Annotated in this window: 15 protein-coding genes; all 15 read left to right on the forward strand. The window is 67.3% G+C overall.

Features of this window, described 5'->3' with window-relative positions:
- Nucleotides 1–94 precede the first annotated feature (94 nt).
- The 15 genes from sufC to VGN58_RS12795 all read left to right on the forward strand — a co-directional run bounded on the left by sufC (nt 95) and on the right by VGN58_RS12795 (nt 15,833).
- Nucleotides 95–859 (forward strand): Fe-S cluster assembly ATPase SufC, encoded by a 765-nt coding sequence (gene sufC, locus VGN58_RS12725; RefSeq protein WP_327483573.1) that lies wholly within the window; start codon nt 95–97, stop codon nt 857–859.
- Nucleotides 859–2,121 (forward strand): Fe-S cluster assembly protein SufD, encoded by a 1,263-nt coding sequence (sufD, locus tag VGN58_RS12730; RefSeq protein WP_327483574.1) that lies wholly within the window; start codon nt 859–861, stop codon nt 2,119–2,121. The genes sufC and sufD overlap by 1 nt, the downstream gene beginning before the upstream one ends.
- A complete protein-coding gene (locus VGN58_RS12735; protein WP_327483575.1) occupies nt 2,118–3,368 on the forward strand; it encodes a cysteine desulfurase in 1,251 nt (416 codons plus the stop codon). The genes sufD and VGN58_RS12735 overlap by 4 nt, the downstream gene beginning before the upstream one ends.
- A 136-nt stretch (nt 3,369–3,504) precedes the next feature.
- Complete coding sequence (locus VGN58_RS12740; RefSeq protein WP_327483576.1) at nt 3,505–4,044, forward strand: GNAT family N-acetyltransferase; 540 nt, start codon at nt 3,505–3,507, stop codon at nt 4,042–4,044.
- The gene (locus tag VGN58_RS12745; protein ID WP_327483577.1) at nt 4,041–4,373 is read left to right on the forward strand and encodes a non-heme iron oxygenase ferredoxin subunit; all 333 of its coding nucleotides are present in this window, start codon (nt 4,041–4,043) and stop codon (nt 4,371–4,373) included. Before VGN58_RS12740 ends, VGN58_RS12745 begins: the two co-directional genes overlap by 4 nt.
- Before the next feature lie 99 nt (nt 4,374–4,472).
- A complete protein-coding gene (locus VGN58_RS12750; RefSeq protein ID WP_327483578.1) occupies nt 4,473–4,841 on the forward strand; it encodes a hypothetical protein in 369 nt (122 codons plus the stop codon).
- A 138-nt stretch (nt 4,842–4,979) separates the two neighbouring features.
- The gene (locus VGN58_RS12755) at nt 4,980–7,232 is read left to right on the forward strand and encodes a TonB-dependent siderophore receptor (protein ID WP_327483579.1); all 2,253 of its coding nucleotides are present in this window, start codon (nt 4,980–4,982) and stop codon (nt 7,230–7,232) included.
- 78 nt (nt 7,233–7,310) lie between these two features.
- Nucleotides 7,311–7,997: a Fe2+-dependent dioxygenase gene (locus tag VGN58_RS12760; protein WP_327483580.1), complete on the forward strand. Its 687-nt coding sequence runs from the start codon at nt 7,311–7,313 to the stop codon at nt 7,995–7,997.
- A 185-nt stretch (nt 7,998–8,182) separates the two neighbouring features.
- Complete coding sequence (locus VGN58_RS12765) at nt 8,183–8,563, forward strand: hypothetical protein (protein ID WP_327483581.1); 381 nt, start codon at nt 8,183–8,185, stop codon at nt 8,561–8,563.
- 97 nt (nt 8,564–8,660) lie between these two features.
- Complete coding sequence (locus tag VGN58_RS12770; protein ID WP_327483582.1) at nt 8,661–11,012, forward strand: TonB-dependent receptor domain-containing protein; 2,352 nt, start codon at nt 8,661–8,663, stop codon at nt 11,010–11,012.
- A 108-nt stretch (nt 11,013–11,120) separates the two neighbouring features.
- A complete protein-coding gene (locus VGN58_RS12775; RefSeq protein WP_327483583.1) occupies nt 11,121–11,756 on the forward strand; it encodes a PepSY-associated TM helix domain-containing protein in 636 nt (211 codons plus the stop codon).
- Between the two features lie 27 nt (nt 11,757–11,783).
- Entirely contained in the window at nt 11,784–12,314 is a 531-nt protein-coding gene (locus tag VGN58_RS12780; protein WP_327483584.1) for a DUF2271 domain-containing protein, read from the forward strand.
- A gap of 28 nt (nt 12,315–12,342) precedes the next feature.
- Nucleotides 12,343–13,155, forward strand: a complete 813-nt coding sequence (locus tag VGN58_RS12785; RefSeq protein ID WP_327483585.1) for a DUF4198 domain-containing protein — start codon at nt 12,343–12,345, stop codon at nt 13,153–13,155.
- 45 nt (nt 13,156–13,200) lie between these two features.
- Nucleotides 13,201–14,193, forward strand: coding sequence for an FAD:protein FMN transferase (locus tag VGN58_RS12790; protein ID WP_327483586.1), 993 nt, complete (start codon nt 13,201–13,203; stop codon nt 14,191–14,193).
- Entirely contained in the window at nt 14,190–15,833 is a 1,644-nt protein-coding gene (locus VGN58_RS12795; RefSeq protein WP_327483587.1) for a sulfite reductase subunit alpha, read from the forward strand. Before VGN58_RS12790 ends, VGN58_RS12795 begins: the two co-directional genes overlap by 4 nt.
- The last annotated feature ends 7 nt before the right edge of the window (nt 15,834–15,840 follow it).

The following is a 15,840-nucleotide window of genomic DNA, read 5'->3' on the forward strand; positions in this document are numbered from 1 at the left end:
GGGATTGGAGATTCGGGATTCGTAAACGCGCCCCCCCTTCTTCGATTCGGTGCTCCCGCCCCTACGAATCCCTAATCCCGAATCACGAATCACTATGCTCAAGATCGACAACCTCCACGCCAGCGTCGCCGGCAAGGACATCCTCAAAGGCCTGACGCTTGAGGTGAAGCCCGGCGAAGTGCACGCCATCATGGGACCCAACGGCGCCGGCAAGTCCACGCTGGGCAATATCCTGGCCGGCCGCGAAGGCTACGAGGTCACGGCCGGCAGCGTCGAGTTCGACGGCAAGCCGCTGCTGGAACTGGAACCGGAAGAGCGTGCCGCTGCCGGCGTGTTCCTGGCCTTCCAGTACCCGGTAGAAATCCCCGGCGTCAACAACACCTACTTCCTGCGCGCGGCGCTCAATGCACAGCGCAAGGCGCGCGGCGAATCCGAACTGGATTCGATGCAGTTCCTCAAGCTGGTGCGCGAGAAGCTGGCCGTGCTGCACCTGAAGGACGAACTGCTGCATCGTGGCGTCAACGAAGGTTTCAGCGGCGGCGAGAAGAAGCGCAACGAGATCTTCCAGCTCGCCGTGCTGGAACCGAAACTGGCGATCCTCGACGAGACCGACAGCGGCCTGGACATCGACGCCCTGAAGAACGTCGCCGATGGCGTCAACGCGCTGCGTTCGCCCAACCGCGCCTTCCTGGTCATCACGCACTACCAGCGGCTGCTCGACTACATCAAGCCGGACGTGGTGCACGTGCTGGCCGGCGGCCGCATCGTCGAGACCGGCGGCCCGGAGCTTGCGCTGGAGCTGGAACAGCATGGCTACGCCTGGATCAAGGACCGCGTGACGCCGGAGCAGGCAGCGTGATGAGCGCGCTGCTCGATTCACTGGCTGCCACCTTCCAGGGCGATGCCGCACGCCGCGCGGTGCTGGACGAAGCCCTGCGCGACGGCCTGCCGGGCCCGCGCGCCGAAGCCTGGAAGTACACCTCGTTGCGCCAGCTCGAGCGTCGCAGCTTCGCTGCCGCCGACGCGTTGCCGGCGCTCGATCCGATGCTGCTGGCCGACATCCCGGCGCCGCGTGCGGTGTTCGTCAACGGCCGTTACTCGGTGGCGCTGTCGCTGACGACGGACCTGCCGGATGGCGTCAGCGTGCAGTTGCTCTCCGAAGCGCTGGCCGAGGGCGGCGACGCGGCGCGGTTCCTGCAGCGCCGCTTCGAGCGGACCGATGAAGTGTTCGCACGCCTCAACGCCGCGCTGGCGACCGAAGGCGTACTGCTGCGCGCCGAGGCCGATACGCGCAGCGAGCATCCGCTGCACCTGGTCTTCATCGGCACCGGCGACGGCGCGGATCGTGCCTGGCACCTGCGCAACCTGATCGAACTGCGCGCCGGCGCCGCCTTGACGGTTGTCGAGCACCACATCGCGGTCGACGACCATGCGCACTTCATCAATGCGTTGAGCCATGTGCATCTGGCCAAGGACGCGCGCCTGGATCATGCCCGCATCCAGGCAGGCAGCGACCGCGCCACCACCTTCCTGCGCACCGACGCGGTGCTGGCACGCGACAGCGAATACCGGCGCGTGGACCTGGAGCTCGGCGGCGCCCTCGCGCGACATGAGCTGAACGTCCGGCTGGAAGGCGACAACGCACGCCTCGTGGCCAACGGAGTGCTGCTCGCACACGGCCGTCGCCATGTCGACACGCGCCTGGGTATCGACCACATCGGTCGCGACACCGCCTGCGAACTGACGTGGCGTGGATTGGGGGCGGATCGTGGCCGCGCCGTCTTCCATGGCGGCATCCTGATCCGCGAAGGTGCGGACGGCACCGATGCCGCGCTGTCGAACAAGAACCTGCTGCTGTCGGCCAATGCCGAGATCGATACCCAGCCGGTGCTCGAGATCCATGCCGACGAAGTGAAAGCGGCGCATGGCGCGACCGTCGGCCAGCTCGACACGACGGCGATGTTCTACCTGCGCTCGCGTGGCCTGCCGCAGGCCGAGGCGCAGCAACTGCTGACCGCCGCGTTCTGCCGCGAACCGCTGTCGGCCATCGAGGACCCGGGCCTGCGCGATCTGCTGGTGGCGCGCGTCGATGCCGCGCTGGCCGGACTGGGCGTGGCATGAACCACCAGGCCACCCCGGCACCGGCCGGACGCACGATCGACTGGGCGCGCGTGCGTGCGGACTTCCCGCTGCTGTCGCGCCAGGTCAACGGCAAGCCGCTGGTCTATCTGGACAGCGCGAACACGGGACAGAAGCCGGCCTCGGTCATCCAGTCCGTCGACGACTTCTACCGGCAGCACAACGCCAATGTCAGCCGCGCCGTGCATACGCTGGGCACAGAGGCCACCGAAGCCTACGAGGGTGCGCGCAGGACACTGGCGCGCTTCCTCAACGTGCGGCCGGACGAACTGGTGCTGTGCAGTGGCACGACGTTCGCGATCAACCTGGTCGCGTATTCGTGGGCACTGCCGCGACTGACGGCCGGCGACACGATCCTCGTCTCGCGCATGGAACACCATGCCAACATCGTGCCGTGGCAGCTGGTCGCCCAGCGTACCGGCGCGACGATCAAGGTCGCCGAGGTCCGCGACGACGGCACCCTCGACCTCGATGCGCTGCACGCCGCGATGACCGGCGACGTGAAGCTGCTTGCACTCACCCACACCTCGAATGTGCTGGGCACGGTCAACCCGGTGCGCGAGATCTGCCGCGAAGCCCGCAGGCGCGGCATCGTCACCGTGATCGACGGCTCGCAGGCCGTGCCGCACCGCGCGGTCGACATCGCCGCGATCGGCTGCGATTTCTACGCGCTGACCGGCCACAAGATGTGCGGCCCCACCGGCACCGGCGCGCTGTGGGCGCGCAAGGAACACCTGCAGGCCATGCCGCCGTTCATCGGCGGCGGCGAGATGATCAAGGAAGTGAGCTTCGACGGCACCGTGTTCAACGACCCGCCGCACAAGTTCGAAGCCGGCACGCCCAACATCGCGGGTTTCATCGGGCTGGGCGCGGCCGTGGACTACCTGGATGCACTGGGCATGGCGAACGTGGAGGCGCGCGAAGCCGACCTGCTCGCGCACGCCACCGAGGAGCTGGACCGGATCGAGGGCCTGCGCATCTTCGGCCGGGCACCCGACAAGGCCGCGGTGATCTCGTTCCTGATCGAAGGCGCGCACGCGCACGATCTGGCCACCCTGCTCGACCTGGACGGCGTGGCCGTCCGTTCCGGCCAGCACTGCGCGCATCCGCTGCTGCAGTTCTATGGTGTGGCGGCGACGCTGCGTGCGTCGTTCGCGTTCTACAACACGCATGAGGAAGTGGAGCACTTCGTCGCTGCGTTGAAAAAGGCGCGCCAGCTGCTGGCGTGAGGGGTGTGGCCTGCGGGGGAGTGGCACCCGTAGAGACTGTGCCTCACGTATGCCGTGATGGGTTCCAGCGCCGGGGACGGTACGGTCGCGACTGACGTCGCTCCTACAACAGCCCGGGCTTCCGTAAAATGCCGGCATGGACAACCTCACCTTCCGCACGGCGACCCACACCGATATCCCCGCCCTGGTGGCGCTGGTGACCTCTGCCTACCGCGGGGACGCCAGCCGGCAGGGCTGGACCACCGAGGCCGACCTGCTGGATGGCCAGCGCATCGATGCCGCCGCGCTATTGCGCGACATCGAACGTCCGCGCAGCCGCATCGTGCTGGCAGAGCGCCAGGGTGTACTGCTGGCGTGCGCGCATGTCGCCGAGGAAGACGGCGCGGGCTACTTCGGCATGTTTTCGGTGCGTCCCGACCTGCAGGGTGGCGGCGTCGGCAAGGCGGTGCTGGCCGAAGCCGAGCGCGTCGCGCGCGAGGACTGGGGTCTGCCGGCCATGCGCATGACGGTGATCGACATCCGCGATGAGCTGATCGCGTTCTACGAACGTCGCGGCTACGTGCGCACCGGCATCAAGAAGCCGTTCCCCTATGGCGACGCGCGCTATGGCATTCCCAGGCGCGACGATCTGCGCTTCGAGGTCCTGGAAAAGCCGCTGGCGGGAGCCGTCGCATGAGCGAAACGTGGACGTTCGTATGCGCCACCGGTGAGCTGCTGCCCGGAGAAATGAAGACCGTCTTCGACGAGGTCACCGGCACGCCCATCGTGGTCGTCAACCATGACGGCGCCCTGTATGCGCTGGAGGACCAGTGCAGCCATGAGGATTTCGAGCTGTCGGCGGGCAGCTTCGACCCGGCGGAGGCCAGCATCGAATGCGTGCTGCATGGCGCCCGCTTCGATGTCCGCGATGGGCGGGCCCTGTGCGCGCCGGCCTATTCACCGGTGGCGAAGTTTCCGACCAGGATCGAACACGGCGGGGTCTGGACCCGCGACGACCGCGACTGAGTCCGACGACTGACGCTCGTGTTGTAATCGCAAATCATTCTCATTATCCTGTCGCACCGCTGCGGCAGGCTGTCGCAGCACGACCCGCCCGAGGCCCTGGTGCTGCGCGATATCCACCCTTTCACGTCCGTGTTCGCCGGCCTGTTGATGGCGTGCCTGTTCGTGATCGTGGGCGGCAGCACATCCTGCAGCGTCTCCGACGAGGGCGAGCGGACCACGTGGGCCCTGACACTGTCGCAGCACGACAATCTCGCGGCCGAACGCGATGTTGCCGACACCGTCCCGGCACAGGCGGAACGGCCGGCGGAAAGCCTTCCCATGCCATCCGAGTCCGAAGGCGATGATGCCGGCCTCGCCGCGACGTTGGCGCCGCCGGGACCACGGGCACGTGTGGTCGTCGCACCGCATGTCGACGTAGCGCGATCACGGGCTATCCGCCACCCGGGCCGCGGGCCGCCCGCCGCCTGATCACGCTGCGCACCGCATCCGCCGGTGCCCTGCCGCTGCCTCCCCCGATCCCTGCGCCGAACGGCGCCGATCCGTCCCTGTCACCGCTCCCGCCAGCCTTCGCCACCGGGTGTTTCTTCTCCGCACCTGAGGATGCTCATGAACCTGCGCCACTCCCCGCTCGCCACTGCCCTGCTGCTGGCCATCGCCACGCCCGCCCTCGCCGCTCCGGCCGGCGAGGCTCCCGCCGGCGGCGCCATGCAGGCCAAGGAACTGGATACCGTCGAAGTGCATGGCGAACGCGTGCAGAAGGCGAGCTCACCGAAGTACACCGAAGCCCTGGTGGATACACCGCAGACCATCACCGTGGTGACCAGCGACGTGATGGCGCAGCAGAACCTGCTGGGCCTGCGCGACGTGCTCAGCACGCTGCCCGGCATCACCTTCGGCGCCGGCGAAGGCGGCGGCGGCTACGGCGACAGCATCAACCTGCGGGGGTTCAATGCCACCACCGACATCACCGTGGACGGTGTGCGCGACAGCGCGCAGTACACCCGCACGGACAACTTCAACCTCGAATCCATCGAATTGATCAATGGCGCGAACTCGGCGATGTCCGGCGCCGGCTCGGTGGGCGGCAACATCAACCTGGTCAGCAAGTCCGCACGCGAAGGCGAGTTCAGCACGCTGACGCTGGGCGCCGGCACGGACCGCTTCGGGCGCGTCACGGTGGACAGCAACCACGACTTCGGCAATGGTCAGGCGTTCCGCGTCAACGCCATGGTCCACCGCAACGACGTGCCCGATCGCGACGTCGAGGAATACAAGCGCTGGGGCATCGCGCCTTCGTTCGCGATCGGTCTCGGCTCGGATACCCGTTTCACGCTCAGCTACCTGCACCAGCACGACGAGAACATCCCCGAATACGGCCTGCCCTACTTCGCCGCCTACGGTGGCCTGCTACCCGGGGTGAGTCGCGACGCCTACTTCGGCTACCGCAACATGGATACGCAGGAGATCGATGTCGACGTGCTGACGGGCGTGTTCGAGCACGACATCAGCGACACGACGTCGCTGCGCAGCCTGGCCCGCTACCAGAAGGTGGACCAGTACACGGTGGTCAATCCGACCCAGGGTACCTGGTGCCTCGACAGCGGCATCAATCCCGCCAACGGCCAGCCCTGTGGCGCGCCGGGCACCTACCAGCCCAGCGGTCCGCGCGGCACGACCCGTGACACGAGCAACGGCCTGGCGCTCAGCCAGACCGACCTGACCACGCGATTCAGTACCGGCAGCGTCGAGCATGCGCTGGTCGCCGGCGTCTCCTTCATGCACGAAACGTATGAACTGGACAACGGCAACTCGCAGCGCAACGCCGACGGAACGTCGCCGGTGTATCCGGTGATGGATATCCACGACCCGGACAATGTTTACCGCGGATCCATCAACTACGTGCGGACGGGTCGCACGGACGGCACCTTGGACAACCAGGCGCTGTACGTATTCGACACGCTGAAGTTCAACCCACAATGGGAACTGGCGCTGGGCGCGCGCTATGAGCACAACGAAGGCGACACCCGTACGTTGACCTACGCCACGCCTGCGGCTGGCGGCGCCATCACCGTCGGCCCCACCTTCCGCAACGAGGACGACCTGTTCTCGTATCGCGCCGGCTTGCTGTTCAAGCCGGCGGAGAACGGCAGCATCTACCTGTCCTACGCGAACTCGAAGACGCCGTCCAAGGCCTCGGTCAACGGCGCCTGCACCGCGCAGACCTGCGAAGTGGACCCTGAAACCGCGGTCAACATCGAACTCGGCACGAAGTGGAACCTCCTCGACGAACGGCTGGCGGTCACCGCGGCCCTGTTCCGCAACGAGCGCCAGAATTACAAGGTGGCCGATCCCAACAACCCGGACAACCCGTCGGGCACGCAGCAACTGGATGGCAGGGCACGCGTGGATGGCGTCGCACTGGGCGTGGCCGGCAACATCACGCGCGACTGGTCGATCTTCGCCAACTACACCTACCTGGACAGCGAAGTCCTGCAGAGCGTGTCGGATCGCGTACTGGAGGACACAGGCATCGACGCGCAGGCCGGCAATCCGCTGCCCAACACGCCGGAGCACTCGGCCAGCGCCTGGACGACATACACGCTGCAGGGTTGGACGTTCGGTTACGGCGTCACCTACCAGGGCGACTTCTACACTTCGAGCATCGCCAACGCGCCGCGCGTGAAGAGCTACACCATGCACCGGGCGATGGCGGGCTACCAGTTCAATGCGCGCTTCGGCTTGCAGTTGAACATCGACAACCTGTTCGACAAGCAGTACTTCACCCGGGTGCGCAACAACGGCTGGGCGACGCCCGGTGCGGCACGCTCCGCCGTGCTGACGGCCACGTTCAAGTTCTGAGCCGCGCGATGCCGTAGTTCCCCCGCTGCCCCGCCCGTGCACAATGGGCGGGGCGCTTCCGTCGCGAGGTCAACCTCCATGCTGCTGGCGATTCCCGATGTCCTCACGCCTGCCCAGGTCGCACAGGCCCGCACGATGCTCGACGCGGCCGACTGGGCCGATGGACGCATCACGGCCGGCTACCAGTCGGCCAAGGCCAAGGACAACGCGCAGCTGCCGGAGGATTCGCCCGCCGCGCGCGATGTCGGCGCACTGGTGCTGGATGCGCTGTCGCGCAACAGCACCTTCTTCTCGGCCGCGCTGCCCAAGCGCATCTATCCGCCGCTCTTCAACCGCTACAGCGGCGGACAATCGTTCGGCTACCACGTGGACAACGCCATCCGCTACGACCGCAGCCGCGGCGGCGTGGATCCCGTGCGGACCGACCTGTCGGCGACGCTGTTCCTCACCGCACCCGAGGACTACGACGGCGGCGAGCTGATCATCGAAGACACGTTCGGCACCCAGAGCGTGAAGCTGCCTGCCGGGCACATGGTGCTCTACCCGGGCACCAGCCTGCACCGCGTCACGCCGGTGACGCGTGGCGCGAGGATCGCGTCCTTCTTCTGGATGCAGAGCATGGTGCGCGACGATGGACAGCGTCGCCTGATGTTCGAGCTGGACGTATCGATCCGGCGCCTGACCGCGGATCTCCCGGACCACCCTGCGCTGGTGCAGCTGACCGGCGTGTACCACAACCTTCTCCGGCAATGGGCGGAGACCTGAGCCGCTGCGAGGGCGGCCAAACAAGACTCAACCTTGTTTGCATTTGATAAGTATTCTCATTTAAGATGACCCCCGTTCGGTGCGCCATCCAGGGCGTATCGCCAGGGAACCACGTGATCGACGCCTTGCCAGCCAGCCTCCGCCAGACCTGCGCGCCGCGCGCCAGGGCCGTACGCGGATACCGGATGGCACTAGTCCTGGCGCTGATGGCGTTCTGCGCCGCGCTTGGATTCTCCAGTACCGGTCCCCGCACCAGCAGCCTGATCGCGACGTCTGTCGAAGCGTCGTCCTTGGTGGTGAGCGACGCGCGTGATGGCGACCCGCCGCACCAGGCACGTCATCGCGAACTGCATCTGAAAAAGCCCCGCCTCAGCGCGCTGCAGGTCTGCAGCCGCTCGACCCCGCCGATGTGTCGGCCCCTCGGCTTCCATGCCGACGACATCCACGTCGCCGCGGCCGACGCTGCCGGTGCTCGCCGGTTCGTCCCGTCGGATCACGCGTACGCCCCGCGCACCGATCCTGCGCTCGATCTGCATCCCGGTCAGGCGCCGCCGCACGCGGCCTGACCGCCGCGGCACGCGCGCGGCGCAGTCCGCTCGGCACTGCACCCGGATCTCCGCCGTCTGCGGTGCGCCCTCCCCCCATCCCCCTCCGATGATCGCCATGAGCCCCTCTTGCAGTTCCCTGCAGGCGCCGCTGCGCCGCAACCGTCTTGCCCTCGCCCTTCTCGCTCTGGTCTGCGCGCCCACGCTGGCCCAGCCCCTGCCGGATGCCACAGATCTCGACACGGTAGTCGTCACCGCCTCCGGCTTCGAGCAGAAGATCACCGATGCGCCCGCCAGCATCAGCGTGGTCACCGCGGAAGAGTTGCGCCAGCGGCCCTACATCACGCTCATCGATGCCGTGCGAGACCTTGAAGGCGTGGATGTCGGCGAGACCTCGGACAAGACCGGGCAGAAGACGATCAGCATCCGCGGCATGGGGCCGGACTACACGCTGATCCTCATCGACGGCAAGCGCCAGAACAACCACGGCGACATCTATCCGAACTCGTTCGGCGGCAACCAGTTCAACCATATCCCGCCGCTGGACATGATCCAGCGCATCGAGGTCATCCGCGGCCCCGCGTCCACGCTGTACGGCGCCGATGCGCTGGGCGGCGTGATCAACATCATCACCCGCAAGGTGTCCGACCGCTGGCGCGGTTCGGCCACGCTGGGCCATGGCGTCCAGGAGAACAGCGATTTCGGCAGCGACAGCACGTTCGACTTCGCGCTGATGGGCCCGCTGGTGAAGGATCGCCTGGGCCTGGGCGTGCGCGGTTCCTGGTACGAACGCAATGCGTCCACGCCGGAATACGAGGCGATCACCGCGCCGGACGGTACCGTGTTCGAGCGTGCGCTGGGTTTCGGCGGCGGCGGCAAAACGGTGGACAACACCAACAGGAGTGCGGGCGTCACCCTGAGCTGGACGCCGGCAGACAACCAGAGCGTGCTCTTCGATTACGACACCTCCGAGCAGGTGTACGACAACACGCCATACATCAACAACCTGGGCACCGAAACCTATCCGCTGGGCACCGTGGATGGCCTGGCCGGCATTTGGCGCGCGGCGCCGCAGGTCGGTTACGCCGCCGACCAGGAGTTCACGCGCGACCAGTGGTCGGTCACGCACAACGGCCAATGGGCCTTCGGCGACAGCTTCGTGTCGCTGGCGCACATCGAGACCGGCAACCATGGCCGCACGCTGCCGTTCACCGTCGCCGAGCGCCTGCTGCACCAGCAGATCTTCCGCGGCACGGGGGCCTACACGGGGTTGAGCGTGGCCGAGCGGCAGGCCACCGCCGTGTCGACCTTCCTGCCGCGTCCCAAGCGCACGATGGAGAGCAGCCAGTACACGCTGGACGCGAAGCTCGACTTCGCCCTCGGTGAGGCGCACCGCTTCATCGTCGGCGGCCAGGTGATCGACGGCGAACTTGAAGACGGCGTGTTCGGCATGGAAGGCGGCGGCGATGGCGGCGGTACCGTGCAGGAGCACAGGATGTGGTCGCTGTTCGCCGAAGACAACTGGAAACCGCTGGAGGCGTTGACCATCACGCTGGGCCTGCGCCACGACGACCACAACGTGTTCGGCGGCCAGCTCAGCCCCCGCGCGTATGCGGTCTGGGACGTCAGCGAGACATGGACGTTAAAGGGCGGCGTCAGCACCGGCTTCAAGACGCCCAAGACCACTGACCTGTACGACGGCATCACCGGCTTCGGCGGCCAGGGCACCACGCCCTTCGTCGGCAATCCGGATCTGCAGCCGGAGACCAGCGTCAACAGCGAGATCGCGCTGTACTGGACCGCGCCGGACGACGCGCACAACGTCAATGTCACGGTGTTCCGCAACGACTTCGACGACAAGATCGCGCGCGGCGAAACCAGCCTGAGCTGCGAACAGACCGGCGGCGTGCGCCCCTGCGCCAACCTGGGCGACTACGCGCTGCTGGGGTACACCACGTACGCGCAGAACATCAACATCGACGAAGTCCGCATCCAGGGCGTGGAGATTGCGGGACGCTGGGGCATCACCGACACACTTTCGCTGCGCGCCAACTACACGTTCACCGACAGCGAGCAGCTGAGCGGCGCGCAGAGGGGCCTGCCACTGACCAACACGGCCCGCCACATGGCTAACGCCAGCCTCAACTGGCAGGCGACGGACAGCTTCAGCCTGCAGTTGCTGGCGGAAGCCCGCTCCAAGCGCTACCGCGACACGATCAACGGCGTGCGTCGGGACTACAAGGACTACACCGTGCTGCACCTGGGCGCGCAGTACCGCTTCAACGAACACGTCTCGGTCTCCGGCCGCATCAACAACCTGCTGGATGAGGATTTCACCTCGTTCCAGACGGTCTTCGACGATCTCAACGGCGACGGCGCGTACTCGTCGAACGAGGTCTCGTACCTGGACGACTACAACAACAAGGACAAGTCGCGGAACCTGTGGCTCAGCCTCAACGTCAGCTTCTGAGGCCGACGGGCGTTCCCGTCCGGCACCGGCCGGGAACGTCACCTTAATTGAGAGCCATTCTCATTTGTGATGTAATGGCGACCCGCTCCACCCGCGTCGAGACTGCCGTTGTCCCCTTCCGCCTCCCCTGCCCTCCAGCAACAGCGCCGCGGCTTCTGGCTGCGGACGTTGCACCAGTGGCACTGGATCAGTTCTGCCGTCTGCCTGATCGGCATGCTGTTGTTTGCGATCACGGGAATCACGCTGAATCACGCCGCGAAGATCGAAGCCACGCCCGAGGTCACCAACTTCACGGCGACCGTCCCCGCCTCCGTGCTTGCCACGCTGGGCGACCGGCAGGAAGGCAACGCGCCCCTGCCTCCTGCCGTGGCCGACTGGCTGGAGCAGGAACTTCCGGTCCGGATCGGCACGCGTCCGGCGGAATGGTCCGATCTCGAGCTCTACCTCTCGATGCCGGGCCCGGGCAGCGACGCGTGGCTGAGCATCGATCGCGAAACGGGCGCGGTCGAGTACGAACAAACCCGCCGCGGCTGGATCTCCTACTTCAACGACCTGCACAAGGGCCGCAACGCCGGACCGGCGTGGGGATGGTTCCTCGACATCTTCGCCGTGGCCTGCCTGGTGTTCTGCATCACCGGTCTGTTCCTGCTCTACCTGCACGGTCGCCAGCGCAGCATGACCTGGCCGATGGTCGGCCTGGGCCTGCTGGTGCCGCTGCTGATCGCCCTGCTCTTCATCCATTGACCCCTTCCACGAACCACGAGTGACCGCATGTCGAAGATCGCCGTCCACACCACGCTGACCATCGCGCTCAGCGGCCTGCTGGCCACGCCGGCCTATGCCGCCACGCTGGACGTCAACGTCGAGGTCCCCAAGCTCAACGTGGCCGAATACCACCGCCCCTACGTCGCGGTGTGGATCGAGGGCGCCGACCAGAAGGTCGCCGCCAACCTTTCGGTCTGGTACCAGCAGACCAGCAACTCGGAAGGGCACGGCACCAAGTGGCTGCCCGACCTCCGCCAGTGGTGGCGCAAATCCGGCCGCTCGCTGCAGGTGCCGGTGGACGGCATCACCGGACCCACCAAGCCGGTCGGCAAGCATGCGCTGAGCTTCAGCGACAGGCAGCACCTGGCCAAACTCGCTCCCGGCCAGTACACGCTGGTCGTGGAAGCCGCGCGCGAAGTCGGTGGCCGCGAACTGCTGAAGATCCCCTTTACCTGGCCCGCCAAGGGCGCGCCGCAATCGGCCAAGGCCCAGGGCAGCACCGAGCTCGGTGCCGTCACGCTGACCGTCAAGCCCTGATCCTCTTCCCCCTGTACAGGAGATTCCGATGAAGCGTTCCCTCGCCGTAGCCATCGCCCTGGCCTCCGTCATCCCTGCCACCGCGCTGGCGCACAAGGCGTGGCTGCAGCCGTCGCAGACCGTCATCGCCGGCACCAATCCGTGGATCACGGTGGACGCCGCCGTGTCCAACGACCTGTTCTACTTCAACCACGTGCCGCTGCGCACCGAAGGCCTGGCGATCACCGCGCCGGATGGCAGCACGGTGGAGGCGCAGAACCTGGCCACGGGCAAGTACCGCACTGTGTTCGATGTCGAACTGAAGCAGCAGGGCACCTACCGCATCGCGACGGTCAACAAGGGCCTGATGGTTCGCTGGGAAGGCGCCGACGGCAAGCCGGGTGGACTGCGCGGCGCCAAGCCGGACGACCTGGCGACCAAGGTGCCGAAGGATGCGAAGAACCTGCAGGTCTCCGAATCGCTGGGACGCATCGAGACGTTCGTGACCAACGGCGCGCCGAACGAGACGGCATTGAAGGCGACCGGCGAAGGTATCGAGCTGATGCCGCTGACGCATCCCAACGATCTGTTCGCCGGTGAGGCCGCGACCTTCAGGATGCTGGTCGACGGCAAGCCCGCCGCTGGCCTGGAATTCGAGATCACCCGCGGCGGTACGCGCTATCGCAACGCGCAGGAGGAGATCAAGGTCACCACCGATGCCCAGGGCGAGTTCAGCGTGACCTGGCCGGAAGCCGGCATGTACTGGCTGGAAACCGGCACGCAGGACGACAAGACGCGCGTGCCGCAGGCCAAGCAACGCCGGCTGAGCTATGTCGCCACGCTGGAAGTGCTGCCGCAGTAAGACCGCATCGTGCCGCCGGCGACGATTCCGGCGGCGCGCATCGCAATGAACACCTTCATCACCTCGCCCATGGCCCCCGCCGCTCCCGTGCACACGCTGCGCGGAGAGACCATGGGCACCACCTGGTCCGTGCACTGCGTCAGCGCGACGCGCATCGATCTGTATGCCCTGCATGACGCCGTGCAATCGCGCCTGGACGACGTGGTGGCGCAGATGAGCACGTGGGACGCGGATGCGGACATCACGCGTTTCAATCAGGTGGCGGCGGGTGAATGGTTTGCGCTGCAGGACGACTTCCTGCACGTGCTGACCGCCGCGCTCGCCATCGCGGCGGCCAGTGAAGGCGCGTTCGACCCGACCGTGTCGCCGCTGGTGGCAGCGTGGGGATTCGGCGCGCATGCCGGCGCGCGCGGTCGCCCGAGCAACGCGGACCTGGTGGCGGCGCGCGCCCGCGTGGGATGGCAACACCTCCGCTTCGATCCTGCCGGCCGTCGCATCAGGCAACCTGGCCGCGTGATGCTCGATCTCTCCGCCATCGCCAAGGGCTACGGGGTGGATGTCGTCGCAGCGTTGCTGAAGCGGCATGGCATCGACGCCGCGCTGGTGGAGGTCGGCGGCGAACTGTACGGCTACGGCCGAAAGGCCGACGGACAGCCCTGGCGCGTGCTGGTGGAATCCTCGCCGGACGAGGAAGCCGACAGCGAAGGCCTGGAGCCGCGCGTGCTGGCGCTGGATGGCGTGGCCGTCGCCACCTCCGGCGACCGCTGGCATGCCTACAATCAGGACGGCCGGCGCTATTCGCACACCCTCGACCCCTGTAGCGGCGAGCCGGTGACGGACGCCGCGGCTGCCGTCACCGTGGTCGCGGCGGACGCGATGCACGCCGATGCCTGGGCCACGGCGCTGACCGTGATGGGATCGCGCAACGGGCACGCATTCGCTCTTCGTCACGGATTGGCCGCACGCTTCCTGCAGCGCACGGCGGATGGCCTGGTGGAAACGATGACGCCCGCGTTCGAGCAGCATCTCGCCGCATGAGTCCGTCATCCACCATTGCGCGCGGCATCACGCCCTGGATAGGCAATGCGCTGGCGATGCTGCTGCTCGCCGTGTGTGCCTGGCTGCTCGCGGGCCTGCATGACGGCGACTGGTGGCAGGGCGCACCGCCGATGACGCGTAGCGGCATGGCGATTGTCGCCGTGCTGGCATATGTGGGCCTGGTGGTCGCTTTCCTGCGTCGCGGGCGCGCGCGCGAACGATCCGCAATGCCGGCTGTGGTCGCCGCGCAGGACGCGATCTGGGTTGTGCATGCGAGCCAGACCGGGTTCGCGATGGAACTGGCCGACATGACGGCGACCTCGCTTCGCCGGGGCGGCGTGGTGGTGCAGCGTGCAGCGCTGGAGCATCTGGATGCGGCGCGGCTGCAGGGCATCGAACGCGTCCTGTTCGTCGTCAGCACGACCGGCGAAGGCGATCCGCCCGATCCTGCGCTGGGCTTCGTGCGACGGGTGATGTCGCAGACGCTCGCGCTGGGACACCTGCACTACGCCGTGCTGGCATTGGGCGATCGCGAGTACACGCAGTTCTGCGCCTTCGGCCACCGCCTGGATGACTGGCTGCGGCGCCAGGGCGCGAGCCCCCTGTTCGACCTGGTCGAAGTCGACAACGCCGACGACAGCGCACTGCGCCATTGGCAGCACCACCTCGGACAACTCGGCGACGATGGCGAGGTGCCGGACTGGTCGGCGCCGCGCTACCACGCGTGGCGGTTGCGCGAGCGGGTCGAACTCAATCCCGGCAGCCTCTGCGGGCCCGCGTTCCATCTGTCGCTGGAACCCGACACCGACGCACTTCCCGCCTGGGAGGCCGGCGACATCGCCGAAATCGGGCCACGGCATGCAGCAGGGGATGTCGAAGAGTTCCTGCGCCACATCGACCTTGCGGGCGACACGCCGGTCCGCTGGCGGGACCAGACGCAGCCCCTGGCAAGCGTGCTGGCACAGAGCCATTGGCCCGACCCGTCCGCGATGCCCGTGCCGATCCAGGCACAGGCGCTGGCGGACGCTTGCACCCCACTGCCGCACCGCGAGTACTCCATCGCCTCGATTCCCGCCGATGGCGCGCTGCACTTGCTGGTACGACTGATGCGGCGACCGGATGGGGTGCCCGGCCTAGGCAGCGGCTGGCTCTGCACCTACGCGCAGCCCGGCGACACCATCGCGCTGCGCGTGCGCCGCAATCCGAATTTCCACCCGCCCTCCGTCGACGCTCCGATGATCCTGATCGGCAACGGCACCGGCCTGGCGGGGCTGCGCGCGCATCTCAAGGCACGCATACGGTCGGGAACGCGACGCAACTGGCTGCTGTTCGGCGAACGTCAGCGCACCCACGACTTCTTCCATGCCGACGAAGTGCTTGCCTGGCAGGCGCAGGGATTCCTGGAACGGCTGGACCTGACGTTCTCGCGGGATGGCGGCGAACACCGTTACGTCCAGCATGCCCTGCGGGCGCAGGCCGATCGCCTGCGGCAATGGATGGACGAAGGTGCGGCACTGTATGTCTGCGGCAGCCTGGCCGGCATGGCACCCGAGGTCGATGCAGCGCTGCGCGACATTCTGGGCGAGGATCGTGTCGAGGCCTTGCGCGGCAGTGGCCGCTATCGACGGGACGTCTACTGAGGCGAAG

It is taken from the genome of Pseudoxanthomonas sp., from assembly GCF_035999195.1.
Classification (GTDB): domain Bacteria; phylum Pseudomonadota; class Gammaproteobacteria; order Xanthomonadales; family Xanthomonadaceae; genus Pseudoxanthomonas_A.

Excerpts from the sequence above, each read along its gene's own strand:
- VGN58_RS12755 (WP_327483579.1), top strand. The coding sequence starts at position 4,980 with ATGAACCTGCGCCACTCCCCGCTCGCCACTGCCCTGCTGCTGGCCATC.
- VGN58_RS12735 (WP_327483575.1), top strand. The coding sequence starts at position 2,118 with ATGAACCACCAGGCCACCCCGGCACCGGCCGGACGCACGATCGACTGG.
- sufC (WP_327483573.1), top strand. The coding sequence starts at position 95 with ATGCTCAAGATCGACAACCTCCACGCCAGCGTCGCCGGCAAGGACATC.
- VGN58_RS12795 (WP_327483587.1), top strand. The coding sequence starts at position 14,190 with ATGAGTCCGTCATCCACCATTGCGCGCGGCATCACGCCCTGGATAGGC.
- VGN58_RS12780 (WP_327483584.1), top strand. The coding sequence starts at position 11,784 with ATGTCGAAGATCGCCGTCCACACCACGCTGACCATCGCGCTCAGCGGC.
- sufD (WP_327483574.1), top strand. The coding sequence starts at position 859 with ATGAGCGCGCTGCTCGATTCACTGGCTGCCACCTTCCAGGGCGATGCC.
- VGN58_RS12760 (WP_327483580.1), top strand. The coding sequence starts at position 7,311 with ATGCTGCTGGCGATTCCCGATGTCCTCACGCCTGCCCAGGTCGCACAG.
- VGN58_RS12765 (WP_327483581.1), top strand. The coding sequence starts at position 8,183 with ATGGCACTAGTCCTGGCGCTGATGGCGTTCTGCGCCGCGCTTGGATTC.
- VGN58_RS12770 (WP_327483582.1), top strand. The coding sequence starts at position 8,661 with ATGAGCCCCTCTTGCAGTTCCCTGCAGGCGCCGCTGCGCCGCAACCGT.
- VGN58_RS12745 (WP_327483577.1), top strand. The coding sequence starts at position 4,041 with ATGAGCGAAACGTGGACGTTCGTATGCGCCACCGGTGAGCTGCTGCCC.
- VGN58_RS12790 (WP_327483586.1), top strand. The coding sequence starts at position 13,201 with ATGAACACCTTCATCACCTCGCCCATGGCCCCCGCCGCTCCCGTGCAC.
- VGN58_RS12740 (WP_327483576.1), top strand. The coding sequence starts at position 3,505 with ATGGACAACCTCACCTTCCGCACGGCGACCCACACCGATATCCCCGCC.
- VGN58_RS12785 (WP_327483585.1), top strand. The coding sequence starts at position 12,343 with ATGAAGCGTTCCCTCGCCGTAGCCATCGCCCTGGCCTCCGTCATCCCT.